Consider the following 24137-nt stretch of genomic DNA (forward strand, 5'->3'; position numbering starts at 1 on the left):
GGGAATTCCCGAGGTTCAATAGGTGTTTCCCTAATGGGAAGCCGGGCCGGGGAGATCCATAATGGACTTAACTGAATAGATTTTGAAGGGAGTGTTCCTGAGCGATGAAGAAGAAATTCGGCCTTAACTTTTTTAAACCGGTGGAGAGCTATTCCGGGAACTGGTCCATTCTTGAAGAGAAAAACAGAGATTGGGAGAATATGTACCGCCAGCGCTGGTCTCACGATAAAGTAGTGCGCACCACTCACGGTGTCAACTGTACAGGCTCCTGCAGCTGGAAGGTGTTCGTGAAGAACGGAATCATCACCTGGGAGAACCAGCAGATTGATTATCCTTCCTGCGGACCGGACATGCCGGAATTTGAGCCGCGCGGCTGTCCCCGCGGAGCTACCTTCTCCTGGTACGAATACAGCCCGCTGCGCGTGAAATACCCGTATATCAGAGGGAAGCTGTGGCGGCTGTGGCAGACGGCGCTCCAGGAGCATGACAATTATGTCGACGCCTGGGCCAGCATTGTTGAAGACCCTGAGAAGGCAAGCCAGTACAAGAAGGCGCGCGGGAAAGGCGGCCATATCCGTGTGGCCTGGGACGACGCGCTGCGGCTTATCTCCGCACAGCTGATCTATACGATCCGTAAATACGGCCCCGACCGGATCGCCGGCTTCACCCCGATTCCGGCTATGTCGATGGTCAGCTACGCCTCGGGGGCGCGGTTCATCTCCCTCCTCGGCGGTCAAATGCTGAGCTTCTATGACTGGTATGCCGATCTTCCTCCGGCTTCGCCGCAGATCTGGGGGGAGCAGACGGATGTGCCGGAATCTTCGGACTGGTACAACGCCGGTTACCTGATGATGTGGGGCTCTAATGTACCGCTAACCCGGACGCCGGATGCCCACTTTATGACGGAAGTACGCTATAAGGGAACCAAAGTCGTGTCGGTCGCGCCGGATCTCGCCGAGAACGTCAAATTCGCCGACAACTGGCTGGCTCCGAATCCAGGCTCGGACGCTGCGCTTGCCCAGGCCATGACGCATGTCATCCTGCAGGAGTTCTACCAGGAACGACAGGAGCCGATGTTCCTGAATTACGCGAAGCAATATACAGATATGCCCTTCCTGATTCTGCTTGACCCTCATGAGGATGCCCTGAAGGGCGGACGTTTCCTGCGGGCGAGTGATCTAGGAGATACCTCCCCGCACTCGGACTGGAAGCCGGTCATCTTCGACGAAGCAGCGGGTGAGATGATGGTTCCGAACGGTACGATGGGGCAGCGCTGGGAAGAGGGCAAGAAGTGGAACCTGATTCTCGAGCGGGAGGACGGCAGCAGGGTCGAGCCGGCCCTGACCATTGAGGGCCATGGGGAAGAGTGGACGGAAATCGTGTTCCCGTTCTTTGATAATGCGGGCAACGGCACGTTCAGACGGATGATTCCGGCCCGGACCATACGGCTCGCCGACGGCACAGAACGTTATGCCGCCACAGTCTATGATCTGATGATGAGCCAGTATGGCGTGGCGCGTACAGACAGCCCGCTTAATGCCAAGGGGTATGAGGATGAATCCTCTCCGTACACCCCGGCCTGGCAAGAGAAGATTACGACGGTGAAGGCGAGTGTCGTCGTGCAGATTGCCCGCGAATTCGCCCAGAATTCGCTGGATACGGGCGGGCGCTCCATGATCATCATGGGCGCAGGGATCAACCACTGGTTCAACAGTGATACCATCTACCGTTCCATTCTGAATCTGGTGGTGCTGACCGCTTCCCAGGGTGTTAACGGCGGCGGCTGGGCGCATTATGTCGGCCAGGAGAAATGCCGCCCGATTGAAGGCTGGTCAACGGTTGCCTTTGCCAAGGACTGGCAGGGTCCGGCACGCCAGCAGAACGCGACATCCTTCTTCTACTTTGCCACAGAGCAATGGCGTTATGAGGAGAGCGGCACTGATTCGCTGAAATCACCGACGGGCGGGGATGTAGCTTACCAGCATCCGGCGGACTATAACGTGCTGGCTGCACGTCTCGGCTGGCTGCCTTCCTTCCCGCAATTTAACAAGAACAGCCTGCTGTTCGCCGAGGAGGCTGCGCAGCAGGGCAAGAAGACGAATGCAGAGATTATCAGCCACACCGTGGAAGAGATCACCTCGCGGAAAACACGGTTTGCCGTGGAAGATCCCGGCGCACCGGAGAACTTCCCACGCTCCCTGTTCATCTGGCGCTCAAACCTGATCTCCAGCTCTGCCAAAGGGCAGGAATACTTCATGAAGCATCTGCTTGGAGCCTCCGATGGTCTCCTGGCCGAGCCGAATGAAGAGCAGAAGCCGGAGGAGATTGTCTGGCGCGGGGATGTGGAGGGCAAGCTCGACCTGATGGTTGCCCTGGATTTCCGGATGACCACCACACCGCTCTATGCGGATGTCGTGCTGCCGGCCGCAACGTGGTATGAGAAGACTGACCTGTCGTCCACCGACATGCATCCGTTTGTGCATCCGTTCAATCCGGCCGTGAATCCGCTATGGGAATCCCGTTCCGACTGGGATATCTACCGCCAATTGTCAGAGGTATTCTCCGAGATGGCGAAGTCGCAGCTGCCCGGCGTCTATAAGGATGTTGTGATGTCACCGTTGGGCCATGACTCCATCAGCGAAATTTCGCAGCCGATGGGTCTGGTCAAAGACTGGGCCAAGGGCGAAGTGCCGGCCATTCCGGGTAAAACTATGCCGAACTTCACCATTGTGGAGCGGGATTACACCCAGATTCATGACAAATACACTTCACTTGGACCGAATCTGGCAACCGGCAAGGCAGGCGCGCACGGCATCAGCTTCTCTGTCGCTGAAGAATATGAGGAACTCAAGAAGATCAGCGGCGTGCATTACGATGAATCGATTAAGAACGGACTGCCGAAGCTGCTAACCGCCCGTCAGGCCGCAGATACCATCCTTCATCTGTCTTCAGCCACCAACGGCCGCGTCTCCCAGAAGGCTTATGCTGCAGCGGAGAAGGATTCAGGTGTAGAGCTGAGGGATATCTCGGCAGACCGGGCGGCCGAGAAAATTACGTTCCAGAGCATTACCGCACAGCCGCGCGAAGTGATTCCGACCCCGGTATTCAGCGGCTCGAACAAGCAGGGACGGCGTTATTCCCCGTTCACCACGAATATTGAACGTCTCGTTCCGTTCCGGACCCTGACGGGAAGACAGCATTTCTACATTGACCATGAGATCTTCCAGCAGTTCGGCGAAGCGCTGCCGGTCTACAAGCCGACGCTGCCTCCGATGGTCTTCGGCCCGCGTGACAAGGCAGTGAAGGGCGGAACCGATGCCCTGGTTCTGAGATATCTGACACCGCACGGGAAATGGAACATCCATTCAACCTATCAGGATAACCAGCACATGCTGACATTGTTCCGGGGCGGTCCAACGGTGTGGATCAATAATGAGGATGCTGCGGCCCATCAGATTGCTGATAATGACTGGCTCGAGGTCTATAACCGCAACGGTGTCGTAACGGCACGCGCGGTAGTCAGCCACCGGATGCCGAGAGGTACCATGTTCATGTACCACGCCCAGGACAAGCACATTCAGGTGCCGGGTTCTGAAATTACGGATACGCGCGGCGGAAGCCACAATGCGCCTACCCGGATTCATCTGAAGCCTACCCAGATGGTCGGCGGATATGCACAGCTCAGCTACGGCTTCAACTACTATGGTCCGATCGGCAACCAGCGTGATGTCTACGTAGCCGTCCGCAAAATGAAGGAGGTCAACTGGCTTGAAAATTAAAGCGCAAGTGGCAATGGTAATGAACCTGGATAAATGCATCGGCTGCCACACCTGCAGCGTGACCTGCAAGACGACCTGGACGAACCGCAAGGGTGCGGAATATATGTGGTTCAATAACGTGGAAACGAAGCCCGGTATCGGTTATCCGAAACGCTGGGAGGACCAGGAGCTCTACAAGGGCGGCTGGCAGCTGCGCAAGGGGAGGCTGGAGCTGAAATCCGGCAATAAGCTGTCCAAGATCGCACTCGGCAAAATCTTCTACAACCCCGACATGCCGGAGATGAAGGATTATTATGAGCCGTGGACGTACAACTACGAGCATCTGACGAATGCGGGGGAACAAAAGCATTCCCCGGTGGCGCGGGCCCATTCCGCTGTAACCGGCGAGAAGATGGATCTGGAATGGGGACCGAACTGGGAGGATGATCTGGCGGGAGCCCATGTAACCGGCCCGCTGGACCCGAATATCCAGAAGATCGAAGAAGAAATCAAATTCAACTTCGAGAAATCGTTCATGATCTATCTGCCGCGCCTCTGTGAGCACTGCCTGAATCCAAGCTGTGTCGCCTCCTGTCCTTCCGGTGCGATGTACAAGCGGGATGAGGACGGCATTGTCCTCGTGGATCAGGAAGCCTGCCGCGGCTGGAGATACTGCATGACCGGCTGTCCGTACAAAAAAGTATATTTCAACTGGCAGACCAACAAAGCAGAGAAGTGCACCTTCTGCTTCCCGCGCGTGGAAGCCGGGCTGCCTACAGTATGCTCCGAGACCTGTACCGGCCGGATCCGCTATCTCGGGGTACTGCTGTATGACGCCGACAAGGTTCTTGAGGCGGCATCCACGCCGGACGAGAAGGATTTATACAAGGCGCAATGTGATCTGTTCCTGAACCCGCATGATCCGGAGATTATGGCGCAGGCGAGAAAAGACGGCATCTCCGAGGATTGGCTGGAAGCCGCCCAGAACTCGCCGGTCTATAAGCTGGCGATTGAGCACAAGCTGGCCTTCCCGCTTCACCCGGAATACCGCACACTGCCTATGGTGTGGTATGTACCGCCGCTTAGCCCGATTATGAATTATTTCGAAGGCAAGGATTCGCTGAAGAATCCCGATATGATCTTCCCGGCCATCGAGGAGATGCGCACACCGATCCAGTATCTGGCGAACATGCTGACGGCCGGCGACACGGAAACGGTCAAAGAAGCCCTGCAGCGGATGGCGATGATGCGCTCCTATATGCGCGCCCAGTCCACCGGCCGGGAATTTGATCTTACCCGTCTGGACCGTGTCGGCATGACCGCACAGCAGACTGAGGAAATGTACCGGCTGCTCGCAATTGCCAAATATGAAGACCGTTTCGTCATCCCGACCTCCCACAAGGAGCAGCACATGAATCCTTACCGTGCCCAAGGCTCGGCAGGTTACGGCAGCGGGATGGGAGACATGGGCTCCGGCTCCGGCTGTGACGGGTGCGGACCGGCCAGCCCTTCCGGCGACACCATGAAGACCGGCAAGGAAATGTATGAAGAGAATTTCTACGGGGGGATTTGGCGTGATTGATCTGATCAAACTGCATGATTACAAGGAATCCTTCGGTTATTTCGCCCTGCAGCTGATGTATCCGGAGAAGCTGGACTTTCATCCGGCTTTTCTGGAAGAGGCGTTTGACAGCACTCATCCGGGTTATGCCCACGTGCATGCCTATTGGAAGCAAATGCAGAGCTTCAGCCTGGATGAGATTCAGGAGAGCTATGCGGCCACCTTTGATTTTCAGAAGGACTGCGCGCTGTATATGACCTATTTCAAATTCGAGGAGGCCAAGGAACGGGGGCAGATGCTCGCCAAGCTGAAGCTTCTGTACGAAATGTTCGGCCTTGCCATGCCGGAGGGGGAGCTGCCTGATTATTTACCGCTGATGTGTGAATTTATATATGCCGCGCAGTGGCTGGAGGTCCCGGGAGCGCCGGAGAATTTCAGGATGCTGATGGCGATTCTTGAGGACGGCACCTACCATCTGCTCAAGGCGCTGGAGCGGAATGAAAGTCCCTATTACCATCTGGTTAAGGGATTGCGCGAAACCTTCAAAGCTTGTGTTGAACAGGAGGCCCTGAGTCAATGAATATGTCAGGTCAGTTTTTATGGGTCATTTTCCCCTATATGTGTCTGGTGGTCTTTATCGGCGGCCATATCTTCCGTTACCGTAAGGATCAATTCAACTGGACAGCTAAATCAAGTGAATTTATTGAAAAGAAACAGCTGAAATTCGGCAGCATTCTGTTTCATCTCGGCATTATGCCGGTTATTCTGGGCCATATCGGCGGGCTCGCTGTCCCGAAATCTTGGCTGGAGGCCGTCGGTGTGAGTGATCATCTCTACCACATCGGCGCGGTATATATCGGGGGAATCTTCGGCGCAGCTACCCTGCTCGGGATGCTGATCCTGACCTCGCGGCGCTTTACGCTGAAGAACGTCCGCCGGCTCAGCAGCGCATCGGACCTGATCGTCAACTCCCTCCTCCTGTTCATCGTGTTTATGGGGATGTACTCCACGATTGTAACGAATGCCGTACAGCCTGAGTTTGATTACCGTGATACGATTTCTGTCTGGTTCCGCGGTTTATTCATGTTCCGGCCGGACCCGTCGCTGATGGGTGAGGTGCCGTTTTCCTTCAAGCTTCACATTCTGTCAGGGTTTGCGATCTTTGCCTTTTGGCCGTTCACCCGGCTCGTCCATGTATGGAGTGTTCCGTTGAATTATGTAGGCAGAAGTTATATCCTATACAGAAGAAATAAATCGAATTAACGGAAAGAGCCGGGTGAATTTCTTTCCCTGTTCAAATGAGGAGAGAAACGATGAACAATAAGGTGGATTACCAAATCGAGCTTGACCGGATGCGCATAGCTTTGGGATATGACTTCATGTCGCTGGCTTTCGCTGAACCGGCGGAATATGACTATGTCATCCGGTGGAAATACGCCTCAGGGAACACAACGGACCGTTACAAACGGATTGTTCTTCAATCCGGCAGAGGGATTGCCGGCATCGTGTTCAAGACCGGCAAGCCTTTCTTAATCCCGTCTGTGCAGACAGATGTGCAGCCGGACACCTTGTTTAACTATCCCATTACCAAGATGGAGAATCTGAGCAGCATCGGGGCTGTGCCGGTGTGGAATGATGCCCGTGTCGCAGGCGTGCTTCTTGGCGGTTTCAGGGGCGAACGGCAGGTAAGCCCTGACATGCTGGGGGACCTGGACAGGGCAGCGCGTAAGGGGATTGGAGACTTGAACGGAAAGGAATTGTTGCTCAGTTGATGACACCCGGAACGGATCTGCAGAGTCTGCTCATGACAAAGCTGTTTGAGAACAGCTCGGAGGCGATGTTCTTTTTTGACCGGCAAGGGAAAGCCCTGGCCATGAATCCGGCTGCCGAGAACATCGTGGACAAGGATATTCTGAAGCAGCTGTATCAGGGGAATCCTGAGGCGCTTTGCGGGACCTGCCGGGGATACACGAGTGAGACGGAGCTCCGTACCTGCCTCAATTGTTATTTTCATACACCGGACTCCGAGGAGTTCACCTCATACCAGGTATATCTGGAGACGAAGGATAAGGGGATTGTCCCTTATGCCGCCACCTTTCACACCATAGATGACGAGAAGGGTATCAGAGTATTTATGCTTAGGGATCTGACCAGACAGTTCAAGACGCAAGAGAAGTTCTACCAGAACAAAATGATGAAGCATATCATTGAGGCGCAGGAGAATGAACGCAAGCGGATCTCCCGGGAACTGCATGACAGCGTAGCCCAGGAGCTGATGAGTGCCGTGATTGATCTGCGTGTGCTGAAATATATGACAGCGGATGAGCAGCTGCTGAAGAAGATGAAGCAGACCGAGGTCTCCATGACCCGGCTTCTGAATGATATCCGCAACCTTTCGGTAGAGCTTAGGCCGGCGGCCCTGGATGATTTCGGTCTGGAGGCCGCATTCCGGTCACACTTCAAGCGGGTGGAGCAAACCTATGGCCTGGTGATTGATTATGAGTCCCGGCTCTCCGAGAAACGGTATGGGAGTGAGATCGAAACCGTCATGTACCGTGTGTGCCAGGAGGCGGTGCTGAACGCCCTGAAGTATGCGCAGGTTGACAGTGTTAAAGTTTCCCTTACCGAAAAGGACGGCGTACTGCTGCTTCGGGTAGAGGATAAGGGAACCGGCTTTAATCAGGGTGACGAGCCGGATGGAACCGGACTTGGCCTGTTTGGCATGCAGGAGCGGGCGGAGCTGGTGGGCGGCACCTTCAGCGTAGATTCAGAGATAGGCAGGGGTACGGTGATTATTTTACAGGTGCCTGTATGATTTGCGCGAGGAAAGGAATGAGCTTCTGATGAAGATCGTCATTGCAGACGACCATGCGATCGTACGCAGCGGATTCTCCATGATTCTCAATTTTCAGAATGACATTGAAGTGATCGGGGCGGCGGCAGACGGCAGGGAAGCTTACACTATGGTCGCCAAATTCCGGCCGGACATTCTGATTATGGATTTAAGCATGCCCCCGGGAGAGAGCGGGCTGACCGCTACCGGCAAGATTAAAGAGGATTACCCCGATACCAAAATCCTGATTCTGACGATGCATGATGATGATGAATATCTCTTCCATGTGCTGAAGAACGGGGCCTCCGGTTATGTGCTCAAGAGTGCGCCGGACGAGGAGCTGCTGCTGGCCATCCGGACCATTTATGAAGGCGGCACCTATATTCATCCCAAGATGGCAACCTCGCTGGTCCGTGAGTTCATTAAGCAGGATAAAACGGCAGGCACAGAGGATCTGTTCGAGCTGTTATCCAAGCGGGAGCTGGAGATCCTGCCGCTCATCGCCAAGGGATACGGGAACAAGGAAATCGCCGAGAAGCTGTTCATTTCAGTGAAAACAGTGGAAGCCCACAAGGCGAAAATTATGGAGAAATTAAACCTTAAGAGCCGGCCCGAGCTGGTCGAGTATGCTTTGAGGAAAAAAATGCTGGATTTCTGACCGGCGAATGGAGGTAAGCCTTGATGCCGGAACATGCAGGGCTCAAGTTTACGGTGCCCGCCATGCGCATTCTTGAGAATGAACACCGCTATTTATCCTTTCTGATGGAAGAATGGCATGAGATCGTACTTTGGTTTGAGGGGGAGCAGCCCGCTCCGGAAGAAGCCAGAGCTCAGCTTCATAAGCTGCGTAAGGCGGTTCTGGAGTTTACGGGCCCGCTGAAGAAGCATACCGTGAAGGAAGAAACGCATTTTTTTCCGCTGCTGGGCCGTTACATCGGTTTTGAACAAGGGCCGCTGGTCGGCCTTCAGGAGGAGCACCGCGAGATTGAAGGGTATATTGGACATTTCCTGCATCACACAGAGGGCAATGCCGAACTGATGACGCTTGAGGATATCCATGCTGCGGTGAAGGATGCAGGGGAAGCTTTTGAGGTGCTGACGGTACACTTTGTCAAAGAAGAGACGGTTATCTTTCCGATGGCTGAGCATCAGCTTAGCGCGAAGGACAAAGAGCGGTTAAGCCAACAGCTGAATACGCTTATTACGTGAGAATGCATGAACAGGCTGCTCCTATGTGGGGCGGCTTTTTTTGTGCACAGCAAATTAGACAACAAGAAATGTGGATAAATCGGGGGAGGCAGATTAAGTCACTTGTAACAGCATGGGTTAGGTTTAAATGCAGCTTCTTCCGAAAATAATTGGATTTTCTCCACTTGTTAGTGAACAAAGCCTACCCTGTCAAACAGCAGTTGGAAAAACGGCACTTAATATGCTGCAAACAGTCAGATTAGAGGAAATAAATAAAATTAAGTGACGTTTATCCAACTAATTCCTTTACATGATCCGGAATAATAAAATTAAGATACGTTTTTCCAACTAATGTAACAGAGGCCGAAGTCCGAAGAAGGCGAAAGAGAATATGTAAGATGTTTCGTTTGTGGCAGGAGTTGCAGGAGTGAATCAGGTCTGGAGCAATGCCCCGCTGTGCGGGGTTATTTTTTTTAGGGTTTCCCCTGTCAGGGAAAGGGGACTCCCCTATATCTGAGCCGGGGGACCGGCGGATACAATGAGTACAGGAAGTATTCATACGAATAATCAAGAGAATAAACGGCGAAAAGGTGAGTCGAATGATTAAAAAAGTGCAATTGCCGCTACAAACCTTAAACTTGATTACCGGATTCATGGTGTGGGTGATCATCTCTTCCCTGATGCCCTTTATTTCCGAGGACATCAGCATCCCTCCGGGAAGACTTGCGATGGTCACAGCGATTCCGGTGGTGCTTGGCTCGATTCTAAGAATTCCTTTGGGCTATTATGCGAACATTCTGGGAGCACGCATTATTTTTATGTCCAGCTTTATCCTGCTGTTGTTTCCGGTCTACTTCATCAGTGAAGCGTCCACGGTTACTCACTTGATTATCGGAGGCCTGTTCCTTGGAATCGGCGGGGCCGTATTCTCGGTGGGGGTGACCTCTCTGCCGAAATATTTTCCCAAAGATAAGCATGGTCTGGTCAACGGGATCTACGGAATCGGGAATATCGGCACGGCGGTCACAACCTTCTCGGCTCCGATGGTGGCGGCACAGATAGGCTGGGCCCCTGCGGTGAAAATGTATCTGATTCTGCTGCTGGTGTTCATCGCCTTGAATTTCTTCTTCGGGGACCGTCATGAGCCTAAGCTCAAAACACCGATTATCGAGCAAATCAAAGGCGTATCCAAAAATGAGAAGCTCTGGCTGTTCTCCTTGTTCTATTTCATTACCTTTGGCTCCTTTGTGGCCTTCACGATTTATCTGCCTAACTTTCTGGTATCGAATTTCGGTCTGGACAAGGTGGATGCCGGGATGCGCACAGCCGGCTTCATCGCCGTTGCGACCTTCTTCCGTCCGGTAGGCGGCTGGCTTGCCGACAAGTTCCAGCCGTTGTTCCTGCTTACCGGCACATTCAGTATCTATACAATTGCAGCTATTATCCTGGCCTTTATGCCAGATATGGGATTATATACAGCCGGATGCCTTGCGATTGCGTTCAGTGCAGGAATCGGTAACGGAGTCATTTTCAAATTAGTTCCGCTGTACTTCAATAAGCAGGCGGGTGTCGCGAACGGAATTGTATCGATGATGGGCGGCCTGGGCGGCTTTTTCCCTCCGATCATGCTGTCGGTGATTTATTCGGCGACCGGGCAATATTCCATCGGGTTCATGCTGCTCTCCCAGGTGGCGCTGGCCAGTCTGGTGCTGGTCGTGTGGCTCTATTTCCAGGACCGGCTTGCGCTTACCTCTGAAGTGTTCAATTCTACCGGACAGGGGATTCTGGTTACCGATGTTTCCGGTTTGATTAAGACCGTCAATCCGGCCTTCACGAAGCTCACCGGCTATACGGAAGACGAGGTTCTCGGCAGACAGCCCAGCATTCTCAAGTCAGGCCGCCAATCCAAAGAATTTTACCGCGTTATGTGGGGGGAGGTCAGGGACAAGGGAATGTGGCAGGGGGAGATCTGGAACAGGCGCAAGAACGGGGAAGAGTATCTGCAGTGGCTGAACATCAGCGCTGTGAAGGATGACACCGGCGAGGATGTCCGGTATGTAGGCACATTCAGCGATATTACGCAGAAATAACCGGAGGAAGTGGCGTTGAACCGCTGCAGCCAATCCCTTTCCATACAGGACGGCATAGCCGGTTCTACTGGGTCCGGCATCAAGTTAGGAGCAGATGAAGGTGGAAAAGACCAGAAATCCGGTTACCGTGGCGGAGGCTGTATTCCGGGTAACCGAAAGAGTGTGCTGCACAGGTACAGAAAGAGTGCCGCTTGCCGCAAGCTATGGACGCATCCTGGCGGAGCCGCTGACGGCAACCCATGATGTTCCGCATTTTACGCGGTCACCCTATGACGGGTATGCAATTGCTTCGGCAGATTCAGTTGGTGCTTCCGGCAACAGCCGGATCAGCTTCACGGTTGTAGATCATATCGGCGCAGGGGAGATATCTCAGGTTACGCTTGGGGCATTCGAAGCCGTCCGTCTGATGACGGGAGCCGCGCTGCCGGCGGGTGCAGATGCGGTAGTCATGTTCGAACAGGCCTCGGAAGCGGGCCGGACGTTTACCATCCGCAAAGCCTTTGCCCCGCAGGAGAATCTGTCCCTGCAGGGTGAAGATATGCGGTCAGGAGAAAGGATCGTTCCTGCAGGCAGCTTCATTCATCCCGGAACTGTGGCGCTGCTGGCTACCTTCGGGTACGGGGAGGTGCGGGTCGGCAAGCGGCCGGTTGTAGGCATATTGTCAACGGGAACCGAGCTGCTGGAGGTGACGGCTCCGCTCGTACCCGGTAGAATCCGCAACAGCAACGGGCCGATGATCGCTGCCCAGCTCGCCCGGATGGGGATCCCTTACCGGATGTACGATACGGCAGCGGACCAGCTGGAAGAATGCCTGCTGACGGTCCGGCAGGCGATGACAGAAACAGACTGCCTGATCACCACAGGCGGCGTATCTGTCGGCGACTATGACTACTTGCCGGAAATATACAAGCGCCTCGGGGCCGATGTACTGTTCAACAAGGTGGCGATGCGTCCGGGCAGCGTGACTACAGTCGCGGTTGCCGGGGAGAAGTGCCTGTTCGGATTGTCCGGCAATCCGTCGGCGTGCTTCACAGGCTTCGAGCTGTTTGTCAGGCCCGCCCTGCTCACGATGATGGGGGCAGATAAAGTCTATCTGCCGCGTACGACAGCCGTACTGGCAGAGGATTTCCCGAAGGCCAATCCGTTCACCCGGTTTATCCGGGCTGTTCATGACCGGACCTCGGTGCGTCCCGCCGGCTTCAATAAATCGAATGCGGTATCTTCCATCGCACGCGGGAATTCGCTGATTGTGCTGCCGGGCGGGACAAGAGGTTATGCTGCAGGGGATCCTGTTGATGTACTGCTCCTCGGCGTTGAAGAAGGTACGGACGAATGGGTGCTGTAAGCTTACCGGAAGGGGGATAGACATATGACTGCTCATCCATTGCAGGACCAGCTGCGGCGGCCGATTCATGATTTGCGGATTTCGGTAACGGACCGGTGTAATTTCCGCTGTTCCTACTGCATGCCGAAGGAAGTGTTCGGAGAGGATTATGCCTTCCTCCCGGCAAGCGGGCTGCTTACCTTTGCTGAAATTCTCCGGCTGACGAAGCTCTTCGTCTCCCTTGGCGTAAGCAAAATCAGACTTACCGGAGGCGAGCCGCTCATGCGGCGGAGCCTGCCCGAGCTTGTTGCCGGAATCCGTGCTATAAGTGGTGTCGAAGATATGGGGCTGACGACGAACGGGGTACTGCTGGGCGGGCAGGCAATGCCGCTCTATGCTGCGGGACTCCGCAGGCTGAATGTCAGTCTGGATGCTCTGGAGCCTGGGCTGTTCGGCAGAATGAACGGGCGGGGTTACAAGCCTGGAGTGATTTTAAGGCATATTGATTATGCCATAGCAGCCGGCTTTGAGGTCAAAGTAAACATGGTGGTACAAAGAGGGGTGAACGAATCGGAGATTGTGCCGATGGCGGCCTACTTCAAGGATAGAAATATAACGCTGCGCTTCATCGAATTCATGGATGCCGGCAACGACAACGGCTGGAGCTATGAGAAGGTCGTTACCAAAAAAGAAATTCTGGAGCGCCTCCAGGGTACATTTGTGCTGGAAGCCCTGGAGCACGATTATTTCGGCGAGGTGGCGCAGCGTTATGGCTACAAAGGCAGTCAGGCGCAGATCGGCTTTATCACTTCCGTATCCGAATCCTTCTGCTCCTCCTGCACGCGGGCCCGGCTGTCTTCCGATGGCAAGCTGTATACCTGCCTGTTCGCAACGGAGGGCTTTGATCTCAGGGCAATGCTCCGCAGCGGTGCGGATGATCAACATCTGCTGGCTGCCATTAGAGACGTCTGGGAGAAGCGCGCTGACCGCTATTCCGATGAGCGGACAGAACAGACCGCGGGGAACAGAACCAAGATCGGCATGTCCTATATTGGAGGTTAAGCACAGAACGCATTATTCAGCGGTTGAGCGGGCAGGAATGCAGCCTGTAACTACATTATATATGACGGGAGACGAACTGAACTTATGAACGGAGCACAGCTGCTGATTGAGATGCTGATCGAGAAAAAGATTGAGACCCTGTTCGGCTACCCCGGCGGTGCCGTATTGCCTTTATACGACGCGCTGTATGATTGTGACCGGATTCAGCATGTGCTGGTCAGACATGAACAGGCTGCGGTCCATGCTGCGGACGGATACGCAAGAGCGACGGGACGCCCGGGGGTAGCCCTTGTTACCAGCGGTCCTGGAGCAACCAATGCCGTCACCGGAATTGCTACCGCCTTCATGGATTCGGTTCCGTTAATTGTCCTTACCGGCCAGGTATCCACCGAGCTTATTGGTCTGGACAGCTTTCAGGAAGTGGATATTTACGGGATGACGATGCCGGTTACGAAACACAATTATATCGTAAGGGAGATCAAGGAGCTTCCAAGAATTATACATGAGGCGTTCCATGTGGCGACAACAGGGCGGCCCGGTCCGGTTCTGATCGATCTGCCGAAGAATGTCATGAATGCGGAATTCACTGCAGCAGGTGACTTCTCCGTTCAGTCCTCCCCGCCGGTTATCCGGGGGTACCAGACCGATTATTTCATAGATCCTGCGGATATTCAGCTGGCGGCAGAGCGGCTGAACCGTGCGCAGCGGCCGCTTGTGCTTATTGGCGGAGGCTGTATTCAAGGGGAGACCCCGGCACTCCTGAAGGAATTCGCCGAGCAGCTGGGACTTCCTGTAGCCAGCACGCTGATGGGCCTCGGAGCTTTCCCGTCCGGACACTCCCTGCATCTGGGCATGGTCGGGATGCATGGAACAGTGGCTGCCAACCGTGCACTCCAGGGTGCTGACGTTGTGCTGTGTCTCGGTGTGCGGTTCAGTGACCGGGTAACGGGCAACCGTAAGGCGTTCTCGCCGGGTTCCTATAAAATTCAAGTAGATCTGGATACCTCCGAGCTGAACAAGAACATTCCCATAGATCTTGCGGTCACCGGTTCTTGTGCAGATTTCCTTAGCGGATTACGGGGACAAGTACAGGCAGCGGAGCATTCCGCCTGGGATCAGCAGATCATGGCCTGGCTGAAGCGTCCGGTGAAATCAGGCAAGGGCCAGGATGCCAAGATGACTCCCCAGGAGGTTATCGGATGCATTCAAAAGGCTACAGCGGGCGATGCGATTATAGCCACAGATGTCGGCCAGCATCAGATATGGACGGCTACGCATTACGAGTTCTCGGAAGCACGGTCGTTCCTGACCTCCGGCGGACTGGGCACCATGGGGTACGGCTTGCCTGCTGCAATCGGCGCCGCTGTTGCTTTTCCTGACCGCCATGTGGTTTGTATTACAGGCGACGGAAGCTTTCAGATGAATATGCAGGAGATTATGACGGCTGTTGATCATGGGCTGAACGTCAAGGTTGCGATCTTTAAGAACGGGTATCTGGGGATGGTAAGACAGTGGCAGCAGCTGTTTCTGGGCCGGCGGTATTCCTCGGTGCGGATCAGCTCGCCGGATTTTGTCGCTTTGGCGGAGTCCTTCGGCGCCCACGGGTTCCGGGCACACACGCTTGCTGAAGCGGAGCAGATTATTGAACTTGCGCTGCATACGGAGGGGCTTGTTGTTATGGAGTTCGATATTACCGAGGAGAGCAATGTATACCCCATTGTGCCGCCGGGATCGAGCAATCAGGATATGATTGTGGAATAGCATTACGCAGCAAAAAGGAAGCTCCTCTACCGTGATTACCGGCAGAAGAGCTTCCTGATTTTATACGTTTGGGGTTATTTTATACGCTAGAAGTAGAGCACAAGCACAGACACATATAACATAACGGAGAAGCCGATCTCGATGATTCCGGTACGTTTGGCAGTGATGCCCGTCTTAGGCAGGATGGCCGCCCGCAGGAGCAGGATCAGCAGCGGAACCAGCAGAGACGGAAACAGGAAGAGTCCGGCTGCTGCAACCAGCAGATGATAGAGCACCGAGCCGTAATAGAAGCGGATATTGTTCCGTTCACGGATGACGGTTTTGACATATAATGCGGTTCCTGTGAAGTACAGCACGGCCAGCACGAACAGCTCGGTCGCAGTCTGCCAGCTCCCGCCCTGACCGACATAGAAGACCGGATAGATGATCAGGCAGAAGGCCACTATGGCCGAGATGTCATTGAGCAGGGCCCGTTCATTTTTGGTTCTGGCATAATAGAGATTCACAGCGAACAAAGGCACGAGCGGCAGAACAAACCATAACAGCACAGGTTCAGCTGCCACCAGATAGATGATCAAAGGGAGCAGCAGAATGCCATACAGCTTCAAGGGCTGGGCATAACGCTTGAATTTCCTTGTCTTCACCCCCTGCAGCAAAGGAAAGCTGAACAAATAGATCAGCAGCCAGCAGACAAACAGCGGAATATGTATAAGCTGCCCCCGGGATGCGGCTACCCCGAACAGAAAGGGCAGAACGAGCATCGCCCAGGCGCCGTGTTGGTTAGGGATATATTTCTTCATACTAAACATGACCTCCTACCCTGAACTATCATGGCATGTGAGGATGCCAGACTCCTTAACTATACTTTTTTTGATGGGGGACGCGGGTGATTTGAAGCACAAGATATGCGCTGCTCCCCAGGGTTATCACTGAACGTTATTATGACGAAGGAGAGGCTGCAACGTGACTATGGAATCTCATCATGCAGCAGTACGCGGACCGGTTCCTGTACTGCAAATTGTCGGTTATAAGAATAGCGGAAAAACAACCCTGGCCTGCCGTTTAATCCGCGCCTTATCCGCCCGTGGGCTGCGTGTCGGGTCGGCCAAACATGATGCCCACCACTTTGAATTGGATGATCCGGGCACAGACAGCAGCAAGCATCTGCTGCACGGTGCAGTTGAAGCTGTACTGACCTCGTCAGAAGCTACAAGAATCATGCGGAAATCCGAAACCTCATTGGAAGATATCGCAGCGTCTATGTACGGTAAGGTTGATCTGCTGGTTGCAGAAGGCTTCAAGTCTGCGGATTATCCCAAAATCGCATTGATCCGCAATGCAGACGAGATGAGCCTGCTGCGAAACCAGACTGCGAATATATGCCTATGGCTGAGCTGGGAGGAGAACGCGGTTGAGCATCGTGCAGCCTCTCCGGTCAGCCCGAATACTATCCCTGTACTGCCGCTGCAGGATCAAGTGCTTGTTGATGAAGAAGTTCTTTCTCTGGCTTATTCACTTCTCTAATCAAATGGAGCCGGAATACTTACGGGAGGTGCTTGATTTGCTGACTGGAATCATACTGGCAGGCGGACAGAATTCCCGGATGAAGGGCCGGAATAAAGCGCTCCTGACCTATCAAGGGGAGCGTTTCGTGGATAGACAGCTGAAGGAAATGCGAACCGTCTGCTCTAAAATAATTGTTGTTACGAACGATGCTTCTCCGTACATGGACTACCCTCCCCAAGGAGATATCCGGTATATTCCGGACATCTGTGCGGGGCTTGGACCGCTGAGCGGGTTTCATGCTGCTTTTGCCGGGGTGGAGACGGAATATGCCTGGGTTGTGGGCTGTGATCTCCCTAAGATTTCCGCTCCCGCCGCTTCGTGGATGCTTACCCGGCTCATGGAAGAGGACTATGAGGCTGTTCTTCCCCTGATGAATGGCAAACATCAGATGCTCCATGGAGTATACTGGCCGCACCGGATCCTGGCAGATATTATTGAAAGACTGGATACACGGCAGTACCGGCTATCTGGATTATTAGATTCGATGCACTGGTTAGGGGTAGACAAGGACGATCTTGCTGGTGCGGGTATACATGAGGATTTCACTGCAGATATTGATACACCTGAGCAATATAAGGACTTGCTGCACGCAGATATGGAAAGGGAGTGATCACTTGGGCAGTGCATTATTCGAAATTACAGACAACCCGATTCAGCCGCAGGCGGTCTCTGATAAAGTTCTGCGGAGAGAAGCGGGAGCGGTCACTTTATTCATAGGTACGGTAAGGGAGCTCACGCAGGGTAAGCGGACATTATATCTTGAATATGAAGCGTATCCGCTTATGGCGCTCACGCAATTGGAACGCATCGGGCAGGAGGTCAGAGAACGCTGGCCGGATACCAGGGTTGCTGTGACACATCGGGTAGGAAAGCTTGAAATTATGGATATCGCTGTGGTGATCGCTGTATCTTCTCCGCACCGTAAGGCTGCTTACGAAGCGAATGAATATGTGATAGACCGGATTAAACAGATTGTACCGATCTGGAAAAAAGAAACGGGCGAAGACGGCAAAGCATGGATTGGCGACCAGCTGAATCAATGTGCTTATCCGGAAGGGCGGCCCCTCTTGCCGGATATTCCTGTGGAAGACAGGAAGTAAAGAAGCCGCAATTCACTATCTGATGAACTATCGGATCGCTGATCTGAATGCATTAAGGGAGCTCCCGTAACGGGGCTCCCTGTTTTTGGGTATTCCGGATATACACAAAGCGGTGCAGAGATAGAGCGCGGATACCCGCAGGCTCTGCTTCTGCTTGTTACACATACTCGCACTTAAACTCCGTGAACTCCGCCGATGAACCTTCCCCGCATGCATACAGTCCGATCAGGACACCCGTGAATCCTCCGGCAACCTCGGAAGAGAGGTATCTGGTCTGGGCCGACCCGAGGGGGATTTCCCCGTGTTCATTACTAATGAAGAAGCTGTAGCGCTCCTTACCGGATTTGATCAACAGCGTGGCCTGATTGCTACTGCCCAGAGCCACTTCATGCTGGATGGATTTTACATCTCCAATATTGAGGCGCTCGATCACCCGGTACTGCGCTTCGTCTTGGCGGATTGCCAGATCATAATGATGATTCTCGTCCATATAGAGCGTGATGCCGGCTTCTCCGCCTGTCAGCGTTATGTTGCAGGTAATCACCGCGTCGAAATCCCGTTGGCGGAGGCCTATAAAGGTCGGGGATGCCGGAACATCCAGCGTTACCTCTGTACCTCGTAACGTCAGCTTGTCTTGTCCCAGTAGATAATTCTCTGTGGCCGGATGGCGGAGATAAGCCCAGTCCAGATTCCAGCCGGTATTCTCAAAAGTATAGCTCTTCTTCTCCTGCTGAACCACCGTGTCCGGAATGCGGTCAGTCTCGAAGCTCAGAAGCACCGTTCCGTTATGCCCGGCTGTGAACCAGCCGTCTTCGCCGAAGGTCACCGGAGTCAGGAACACTTCCCGGCCCAGATGGTGGTAAGTGAGCCAGCGTCCGGTTTGCCGGAATCCCAGATGCAAGAGCCACCAGTTCCCTGCGTCATCCTGGATCAGATCGCTGTGCCCGACACCCTGCAGCTCGTAACCGCCCAGATTGCGGTTGGTCAGGACAGGATTCTCCGCATAGGCCTCGAATGGGCCGGAAGGGGAAGTCCCCCGCGCATAAGTCGCCATATGTCCGTATTCGGTTCCGCCTTCGGCTGCGAGCAGGTAGTAGTACCCGTTGATTTTATAGAGATGAGGGCTTTCCAGATAACGTCCGCCCGTTCCCTGCCAGATAGACTGGCTCGGCGATAGCTTGCTGCCTGTCTCAATGTTAATTTCACACTGAATCACACCTGGAGTGCCGTTATCGTCCAACCCGTTGCTCATAAACAAAGTCTTGCCGTCTTCAAAATACAAATCCGGATCGATTCCGCCCTGATCGACATAGACCGGTTCCGACCATTCGCCGTAAATATCGTCCGTCCAGACATAGAAGTTCTGGCGGGTCGTGTCATTGGTAGTCACCATGTAGAAGCAGCCGTTATTGTGGCGGATGGTAGGGGCGAACACGCCGCCGGAGCTGCTCACCGTACCCAGCTGGATCTGGCTCTCGCGGGTCAGGCAATGGCCGATTTGCTTCCAGTTAAGCAGGTCTGTGCTCTCGAAGATAGGCACTCCAGGGAAATACTGAAAGGAGCTGCAGACCATATAATAGATGCCGTCTACTTTGCATACGCTGGGGTCAGGGTAGAAGCCTTTGATTACGGGATTGTTGTATTTCATACATACACCTCTTCTATAAATTCATATATATATAAATTCAATATGATCACTTCTAAGGAAATTAAACACCAACTTGAGATTCATAGCAATAGATTAAGCTTGTCTGCGGGATTTAAATCGGTTAAATTAATAGAAATATGAATTCAGTGATCAGGAGATAATCATGATGATAAAAGCGGACGGGAAACCGGAGTACATGCCTTTATACGAGGCGCTGGCCAGTGAAGTCAGGTGGAGAATTATGAGCCTTATTGCCGAGCGTGAAATGAATGTGAAGGATATCGCGGATAAGCTTGCGCTCAGCCCGTCCATCGTCACCCTGCACATCCGGAAGCTCGAAGCCGCCGGGCTGACGGGGAGCCGCAGGGTCCGGCTGAACGGGGGAACGCATAAGCTGTGCTTCCTCAAAGCAGCAAGCATTGATATCCAGCTGCCGTCTGCCCGCAAGGACGCGAAGATGCTCGAGCAGAGTATTTCTGTGGGTCATTATACGGCGTTTGAAGTTCATCCAACCTGCGGGCTGGGTACACATGAGATGGAGATCGGGGTGTGGGATGATCCGCGTTATTTTTTGGATCCCGAGCGGGTTAACGCCGCTATTCTATGGTTTGGCAGAGGATACGTGGAGTATAAAATGCCCAACTATCTGGCCGCCGGACAGACGGCGGACTTCCTTGAAATTTCCATGGAGCTGGCTTCGGAAGCGCCCGGCTTAAGGGACGAATGGCCGTCGGATATCGGCTTCACGTTTAACGGTGTGTTCCTTGGAGCCTGGACGAGTCCGGCGGATTTCGGCAGAGCGGCACGCGGCAGATACACGCCCGAATGGTGGCACCGGAATGTGAATCAGTACGGGCTGCTCAAGACGATCCGCATTGACGCTTCGGGTACTTTTATAGATGGAGTGCAGATGTCGGAGGTGACCATTCAGGAGGTGAAGCTGCAGGAGCCGTTCTGGACGCTTCGGTTCACTGTGGACGAGCAGGCAGAACATGTAGGCGGATTGACGCTGTATGGAGCGGGCTTCGGCAATCATGATCAGGATATTGTGGTTCGGGTGTATCTCCGGTAGGTTGCGGCTGCGCGAACCGTACAGTACAATTTCAGTAGCCGGTTATGCCGGTCAGGCTTAAGGGATTACTTTGAAGAGAATACTTCGGATAAAGGGAGTGTTATATAATGAATGCAGAAATGGTCATGCAGGAGCTGGAAGAGCTCGGCAAGGAACGAACCAAGAAAATATACAGCTCGAATGGCGCGCAGGAACCGCTTTTTGGTGTAGCTACCGGGGCGATGAAGCCGATTTTCAAAAAAACTAAAATTAATCAGCCGCTGGCTGAAAAGCTATATGCGACGGGGAATTATGACGCGATGTATTTTGCCGGAATCATTGCCGACCCTAACGGGATGACGGAAGCCGATTATGACCGGTGGATGGACGGGGCTTATTTCTATATGCTGTCTGATTTCGTGGTGGCCGTAACTCTGGCGGAGGCGGATATTGCCCAGCAGGTTGCCGATAAATGGATCGCGAGCGGGGAGGACCTGAGAATGTCGGCGGGCTGGAGCTGTTACTGCTGGCTGCTGGGAAGCCGCCCGGATAAGGAATTCTCTGAGAGCAAGCTGGCGGGTATGCTGGAGCTGGTGAGCAGGACGATTCATGACGCCCCGGAGCGTACCAAATATTCAATGAACAACTTCCTGTACACCGTAGCCGTATCCTATTCGCCGCTGCATGACTTGGCGAGTGAGACAGCGAAGAAAGTAGGTCCGGTAGAGGTGGGCAAGGACAAGCCTGCAGGCAAATCCATTAATGCCTACGACAATATTCAAAAGGCGGTCGAAAAAGGCCGCGTCGGATTTAAACGCAAGCATGTGCGCTGCTAGGCGGGTATCCGCTGAATCTGGTACTTTAATTAACATCTGCCTCTTAACGTGGGCAGGTGTTTTTTTTGTTGGCGCGAAGCTCACGATTGTATGCTGTCTGCAAAATACATTCCACTAATGTTTAACTAACGTTCCACCACGTCAACCCTTTTCCACCCACGTCAACCCTGTTCAGCACATGCTCAACCCACGTTTAACCTGTTTTTTGCGCAGCTGGAATCCGGTTGCCTTAATAATCTTGCACAGAATACAACATAATCCTCTTAATCCCGGACATAATCGCGAATTGTTGTATAGAATACAATAATGCTCCTCCTCCAAGCGGCTTTTCAGGAAAATTCTTGTATTTCGTACAACAATTCTCCCGAACTCCCCGGTTTTTGGGCGTCTGAGTTGTAGAACGTACAACATTTCCGTGCTAAGCTTCGGCGGCCGCAGCCATTGTCCGAAAGGATGGACGGATTATGCCTGCGGCCGCTCGCCCCGGGAACCGGGGAGCCGCCCGTGTAGTGCTATGGCTGGACCGCTAGTTGTAACGCATGGTTTTTACATAACGAGATCAACAGAGTCTTATCTGTTGGTCTCTTTTTTAACGCCTGAAACGGAAAAAAATGTCACGCAATCCCCTGCTCAAGTGTTATATCTATATTGATAGCAGAAAGGAGACAAACGTGGACTCTATAGAAGAGAAGATCAGGCGGATACAGGCTGGGGAAGCTTCCCTTTTTTCGGATATTATCAGGCTGTACCAGCAGCGCATTTACCTATACTGCTTCCGCTTGCTGAACAACAAGGAAGAGGCCGAGGATGCAGTGCAGGATGTCCTCATCAAGGCTTATCAGAACATCGGGCAGTTCAGGCCGCAGGCGGATTTCGTCTCATGGCTCTACAAGGTCGCTTATCATCATTGCTTAAACCAGCTGCGCCGGCAGAAATTTCAGCATCAGCTGCGGAAATTACTCAGGCAGGAGGTTACGGTGACAAGCGCCGAACAAACACTAGAGAACCGCCTGTTCAGTGAGCCGGTCTCAGCCGCTTTGGAGCAGCTTAATATGGAAGACCGGAATTTATTGATTCTGCGTATTTTTGAAGATAAATCCTTTGCGGAAATCGGAGAGATTCTGGGTGTCAGCACAGCTACGGTACGCAAAAGATATGAACGGACCAGAGGCAAGCTTAAAAAAGCTATCGAGCGGAGGGAGAAACAACTATGGGCAAGGGCGAATTGACCTCAGAAGAGCAATTTGTAAAAGATGGAGATCGTTCTGCTGAATTTCCGCCCGTTGATGTCCATGACCCTGTGATGGAAGCCATCGGGTTCGGTAAGGTACGCCTTACTGCCGATCTGCAGGCATCGCTGCATGATGGGGACGCTCCTGAGATTATGCAGAGGATAGAGACGGTAACCGGGATAAAGCGCAGCCGTAAACGGATATTACGGATTCCGGTTAGAGGCTGGGCAGCAGCGCTAATCCTGATTGTCTTATTGGGAGGCGGCTATTCCCTATATTCCTCCGTTCCCCGGCAGGCAGCCAAATTCCAATATGAAGTGCAGCCCTATGAGCCGCTTCAGGCGACGGAGGAAGGCGGAACGATAGAAATAATGAAAATGCCTTTAACCCCCGGGCCTGATCTTCCCCAGGCGGAGCCTAGTAAAGAAGATGAGCTGATGAGTGCCAAATATAAGGAAGGCTACGAGGCGATCGGGAAATTATTGCTTCCCGGAGAATACGCTACATTCGTATTAAGACATGAAGGCGGGGACGGACGTTCTCAGATTGGCATATTTAGCCCGCTGATGATATTTACTGACTATTCCAGTTATGTGACCAGTGCAGAGAAGCACACAGCTCCGATTTTGAAGCAGCCTGGATATATGGCGGACGGATATACTTTTGACCAGGCCTATGTTTCCCCCTCGTTCAAACAGATGAATGAGGAAGAACTGCTTGCCCTGTCCGGCGGAATTGAGCTTGAAGGCGGCTTCCGGGTGACCTGGAGACGGGAGCCTGCGGATAACATTACTTTTGATTCCGCTGCATTGGAGTATAAGAATGGTGAAAGTAAGGTAAGAATTAGCGCCAAACGTATGAAGCAGAATACCGGACCTGTAGAAACTCTGATGTGGACCAAAACTACAAACGTAGAGACCATTCATGTCAACGGAAAGCAGCTGATTTATCTTGAACCCTCCAATAACGAAGATTTCAAAATAGGCTATAAGTATAGACTTATCTGGGCTGATCCGGAAACGCGGATGATCTATGATGTGACTGCCCCACCGGAGAATACCACATTAACCAAAGATGACATTATCCATATTGCTGCCGGTATGATGAATTAAGTATTTGCAAATAGA

21 protein-coding genes are annotated in these 24137 nt (G+C 53.2%); 19 read left to right on the forward strand and 2 right to left on the reverse strand.

Annotated features, from left to right (window positions below; translation table 11 throughout):
- Positions 1–104: 104 nt before the first annotated feature.
- The 12 genes from P40081_RS08405 to ilvB all read left to right on the forward strand — a co-directional run bounded on the left by P40081_RS08405 (position 105) and on the right by ilvB (position 15577).
- A complete protein-coding gene (locus tag P40081_RS08405) occupies positions 105–3779 on the forward strand; it encodes a nitrate reductase subunit alpha (protein WP_042134703.1) in 3675 nt (1224 codons plus the stop codon).
- Positions 3769–5340, forward strand: a complete 1572-nt coding sequence (gene narH / locus P40081_RS08410; RefSeq protein ID WP_039308158.1) for a nitrate reductase subunit beta — start codon at positions 3769–3771, stop codon at positions 5338–5340. The genes P40081_RS08405 and narH overlap by 11 nt, the downstream gene beginning before the upstream one ends.
- Entirely contained in the window at positions 5333–5899 is a 567-nt protein-coding gene (narJ, locus tag P40081_RS08415) for a nitrate reductase molybdenum cofactor assembly chaperone (protein WP_039308160.1), read from the forward strand. Before narH ends, narJ begins: the two co-directional genes overlap by 8 nt.
- Entirely contained in the window at positions 5896–6582 is a 687-nt protein-coding gene (narI, locus tag P40081_RS08420; protein ID WP_042134707.1) for a respiratory nitrate reductase subunit gamma, read from the forward strand. The genes narJ and narI overlap by 4 nt, the downstream gene beginning before the upstream one ends.
- A gap of 50 nt (positions 6583–6632) precedes the next feature.
- Positions 6633–7091, forward strand: coding sequence for a GAF domain-containing protein (locus P40081_RS08425; RefSeq protein WP_042134708.1), 459 nt, complete (start codon positions 6633–6635; stop codon positions 7089–7091).
- Positions 7091–8134 (forward strand): PAS domain-containing sensor histidine kinase, encoded by a 1044-nt coding sequence (locus tag P40081_RS08430; protein WP_042134710.1) that lies wholly within the window; start codon positions 7091–7093, stop codon positions 8132–8134. Before P40081_RS08425 ends, P40081_RS08430 begins: the two co-directional genes overlap by 1 nt.
- Before the next feature lie 28 nt (positions 8135–8162).
- Positions 8163–8810, forward strand: a complete 648-nt coding sequence (locus P40081_RS08435; RefSeq protein WP_039308190.1) for a response regulator transcription factor — start codon at positions 8163–8165, stop codon at positions 8808–8810.
- 23 nt (positions 8811–8833) lie between these two features.
- On the forward strand, positions 8834–9361 hold the full coding sequence (locus P40081_RS08440; RefSeq protein WP_042134712.1) for a hemerythrin domain-containing protein: 528 nt from the start codon (positions 8834–8836) through the stop codon (positions 9359–9361).
- Positions 9362–9939: 578 nt separating this feature from the next.
- Positions 9940–11430 (forward strand): MFS transporter, encoded by a 1491-nt coding sequence (locus tag P40081_RS08445; RefSeq protein ID WP_042134714.1) that lies wholly within the window; start codon positions 9940–9942, stop codon positions 11428–11430.
- 94 nt (positions 11431–11524) lie between these two features.
- Positions 11525–12775, forward strand: coding sequence for a molybdopterin molybdotransferase MoeA (locus P40081_RS08450; protein ID WP_042134716.1), 1251 nt, complete (start codon positions 11525–11527; stop codon positions 12773–12775).
- Positions 12776–12799: 24 nt separating this feature from the next.
- Complete coding sequence (moaA, locus tag P40081_RS08455) at positions 12800–13816, forward strand: GTP 3',8-cyclase MoaA (RefSeq protein ID WP_042134718.1); 1017 nt, start codon at positions 12800–12802, stop codon at positions 13814–13816.
- A gap of 84 nt (positions 13817–13900) precedes the next feature.
- Positions 13901–15577: a biosynthetic-type acetolactate synthase large subunit gene (gene ilvB, locus P40081_RS08460; protein WP_042134720.1), complete on the forward strand. Its 1677-nt coding sequence runs from the start codon at positions 13901–13903 to the stop codon at positions 15575–15577.
- 86 nt (positions 15578–15663) lie between these two features.
- On the opposite strand, the gene P40081_RS08465 is transcribed toward ilvB, so the two are convergent.
- Positions 15664–16377 (reverse strand): YwiC-like family protein, encoded by a 714-nt coding sequence (locus P40081_RS08465; RefSeq protein WP_039309846.1) that lies wholly within the window; start codon positions 16375–16377, stop codon positions 15664–15666.
- A gap of 169 nt (positions 16378–16546) precedes the next feature.
- Here P40081_RS08465 and mobB point away from each other — a divergent pair, with 169 nt between their 5' ends.
- Genes mobB through P40081_RS08480 form a run of 3 tightly spaced genes read left to right on the forward strand, consistent with a single transcriptional unit; the run spans position 16547 to position 18243 of the window.
- Complete coding sequence (gene mobB / locus P40081_RS08470; RefSeq protein ID WP_231575403.1) at positions 16547–17101, forward strand: molybdopterin-guanine dinucleotide biosynthesis protein B; 555 nt, start codon at positions 16547–16549, stop codon at positions 17099–17101.
- A 37-nt stretch (positions 17102–17138) separates the two neighbouring features.
- Complete coding sequence (gene mobA / locus P40081_RS08475) at positions 17139–17753, forward strand: molybdenum cofactor guanylyltransferase (RefSeq protein ID WP_052421725.1); 615 nt, start codon at positions 17139–17141, stop codon at positions 17751–17753.
- A gap of 4 nt (positions 17754–17757) precedes the next feature.
- Positions 17758–18243 carry a molybdenum cofactor biosynthesis protein MoaE gene (locus tag P40081_RS08480; RefSeq protein ID WP_042134724.1) on the forward strand — a complete coding sequence of 162 codons (486 nt, stop codon included), beginning with the start codon at positions 17758–17760 and terminating at the stop codon, positions 18241–18243.
- 157 nt (positions 18244–18400) lie between these two features.
- Here the strand turns inward: P40081_RS08480 and P40081_RS08485 are convergent, their stop codons facing one another.
- Positions 18401–19891 carry a glycoside hydrolase family 43 protein gene (locus P40081_RS08485; RefSeq protein ID WP_042134726.1) on the reverse strand — a complete coding sequence of 497 codons (1491 nt, stop codon included), beginning with the start codon at positions 19889–19891 and terminating at the stop codon, positions 18401–18403.
- Between the two features lie 166 nt (positions 19892–20057).
- Here P40081_RS08485 and P40081_RS08490 point away from each other — a divergent pair, with 166 nt between their 5' ends.
- The 4 genes from P40081_RS08490 to P40081_RS08505 all read left to right on the forward strand — a co-directional run bounded on the left by P40081_RS08490 (position 20058) and on the right by P40081_RS08505 (position 24122).
- Positions 20058–20963 carry an ArsR/SmtB family transcription factor gene (locus P40081_RS08490; RefSeq protein ID WP_042134728.1) on the forward strand — a complete coding sequence of 302 codons (906 nt, stop codon included), beginning with the start codon at positions 20058–20060 and terminating at the stop codon, positions 20961–20963.
- A 107-nt stretch (positions 20964–21070) separates the two neighbouring features.
- Complete coding sequence (locus P40081_RS08495; protein WP_042134730.1) at positions 21071–21778, forward strand: DNA alkylation repair protein; 708 nt, start codon at positions 21071–21073, stop codon at positions 21776–21778.
- Positions 21779–22449: 671 nt separating this feature from the next.
- Complete coding sequence (locus tag P40081_RS08500) at positions 22450–23007, forward strand: RNA polymerase sigma factor (protein WP_231575308.1); 558 nt, start codon at positions 22450–22452, stop codon at positions 23005–23007.
- Complete coding sequence (locus P40081_RS08505; RefSeq protein ID WP_042134734.1) at positions 22989–24122, forward strand: DUF4367 domain-containing protein; 1134 nt, start codon at positions 22989–22991, stop codon at positions 24120–24122. Before P40081_RS08500 ends, P40081_RS08505 begins: the two co-directional genes overlap by 19 nt.
- Positions 24123–24137 lie beyond the last annotated feature (15 nt).

It is taken from the genome of Paenibacillus sp. FSL P4-0081 (assembly GCF_000758565.1).
In the GTDB taxonomy this organism is placed as follows: domain Bacteria; phylum Bacillota; class Bacilli; order Paenibacillales; family Paenibacillaceae; genus Paenibacillus_AQ; species Paenibacillus_AQ phytohabitans.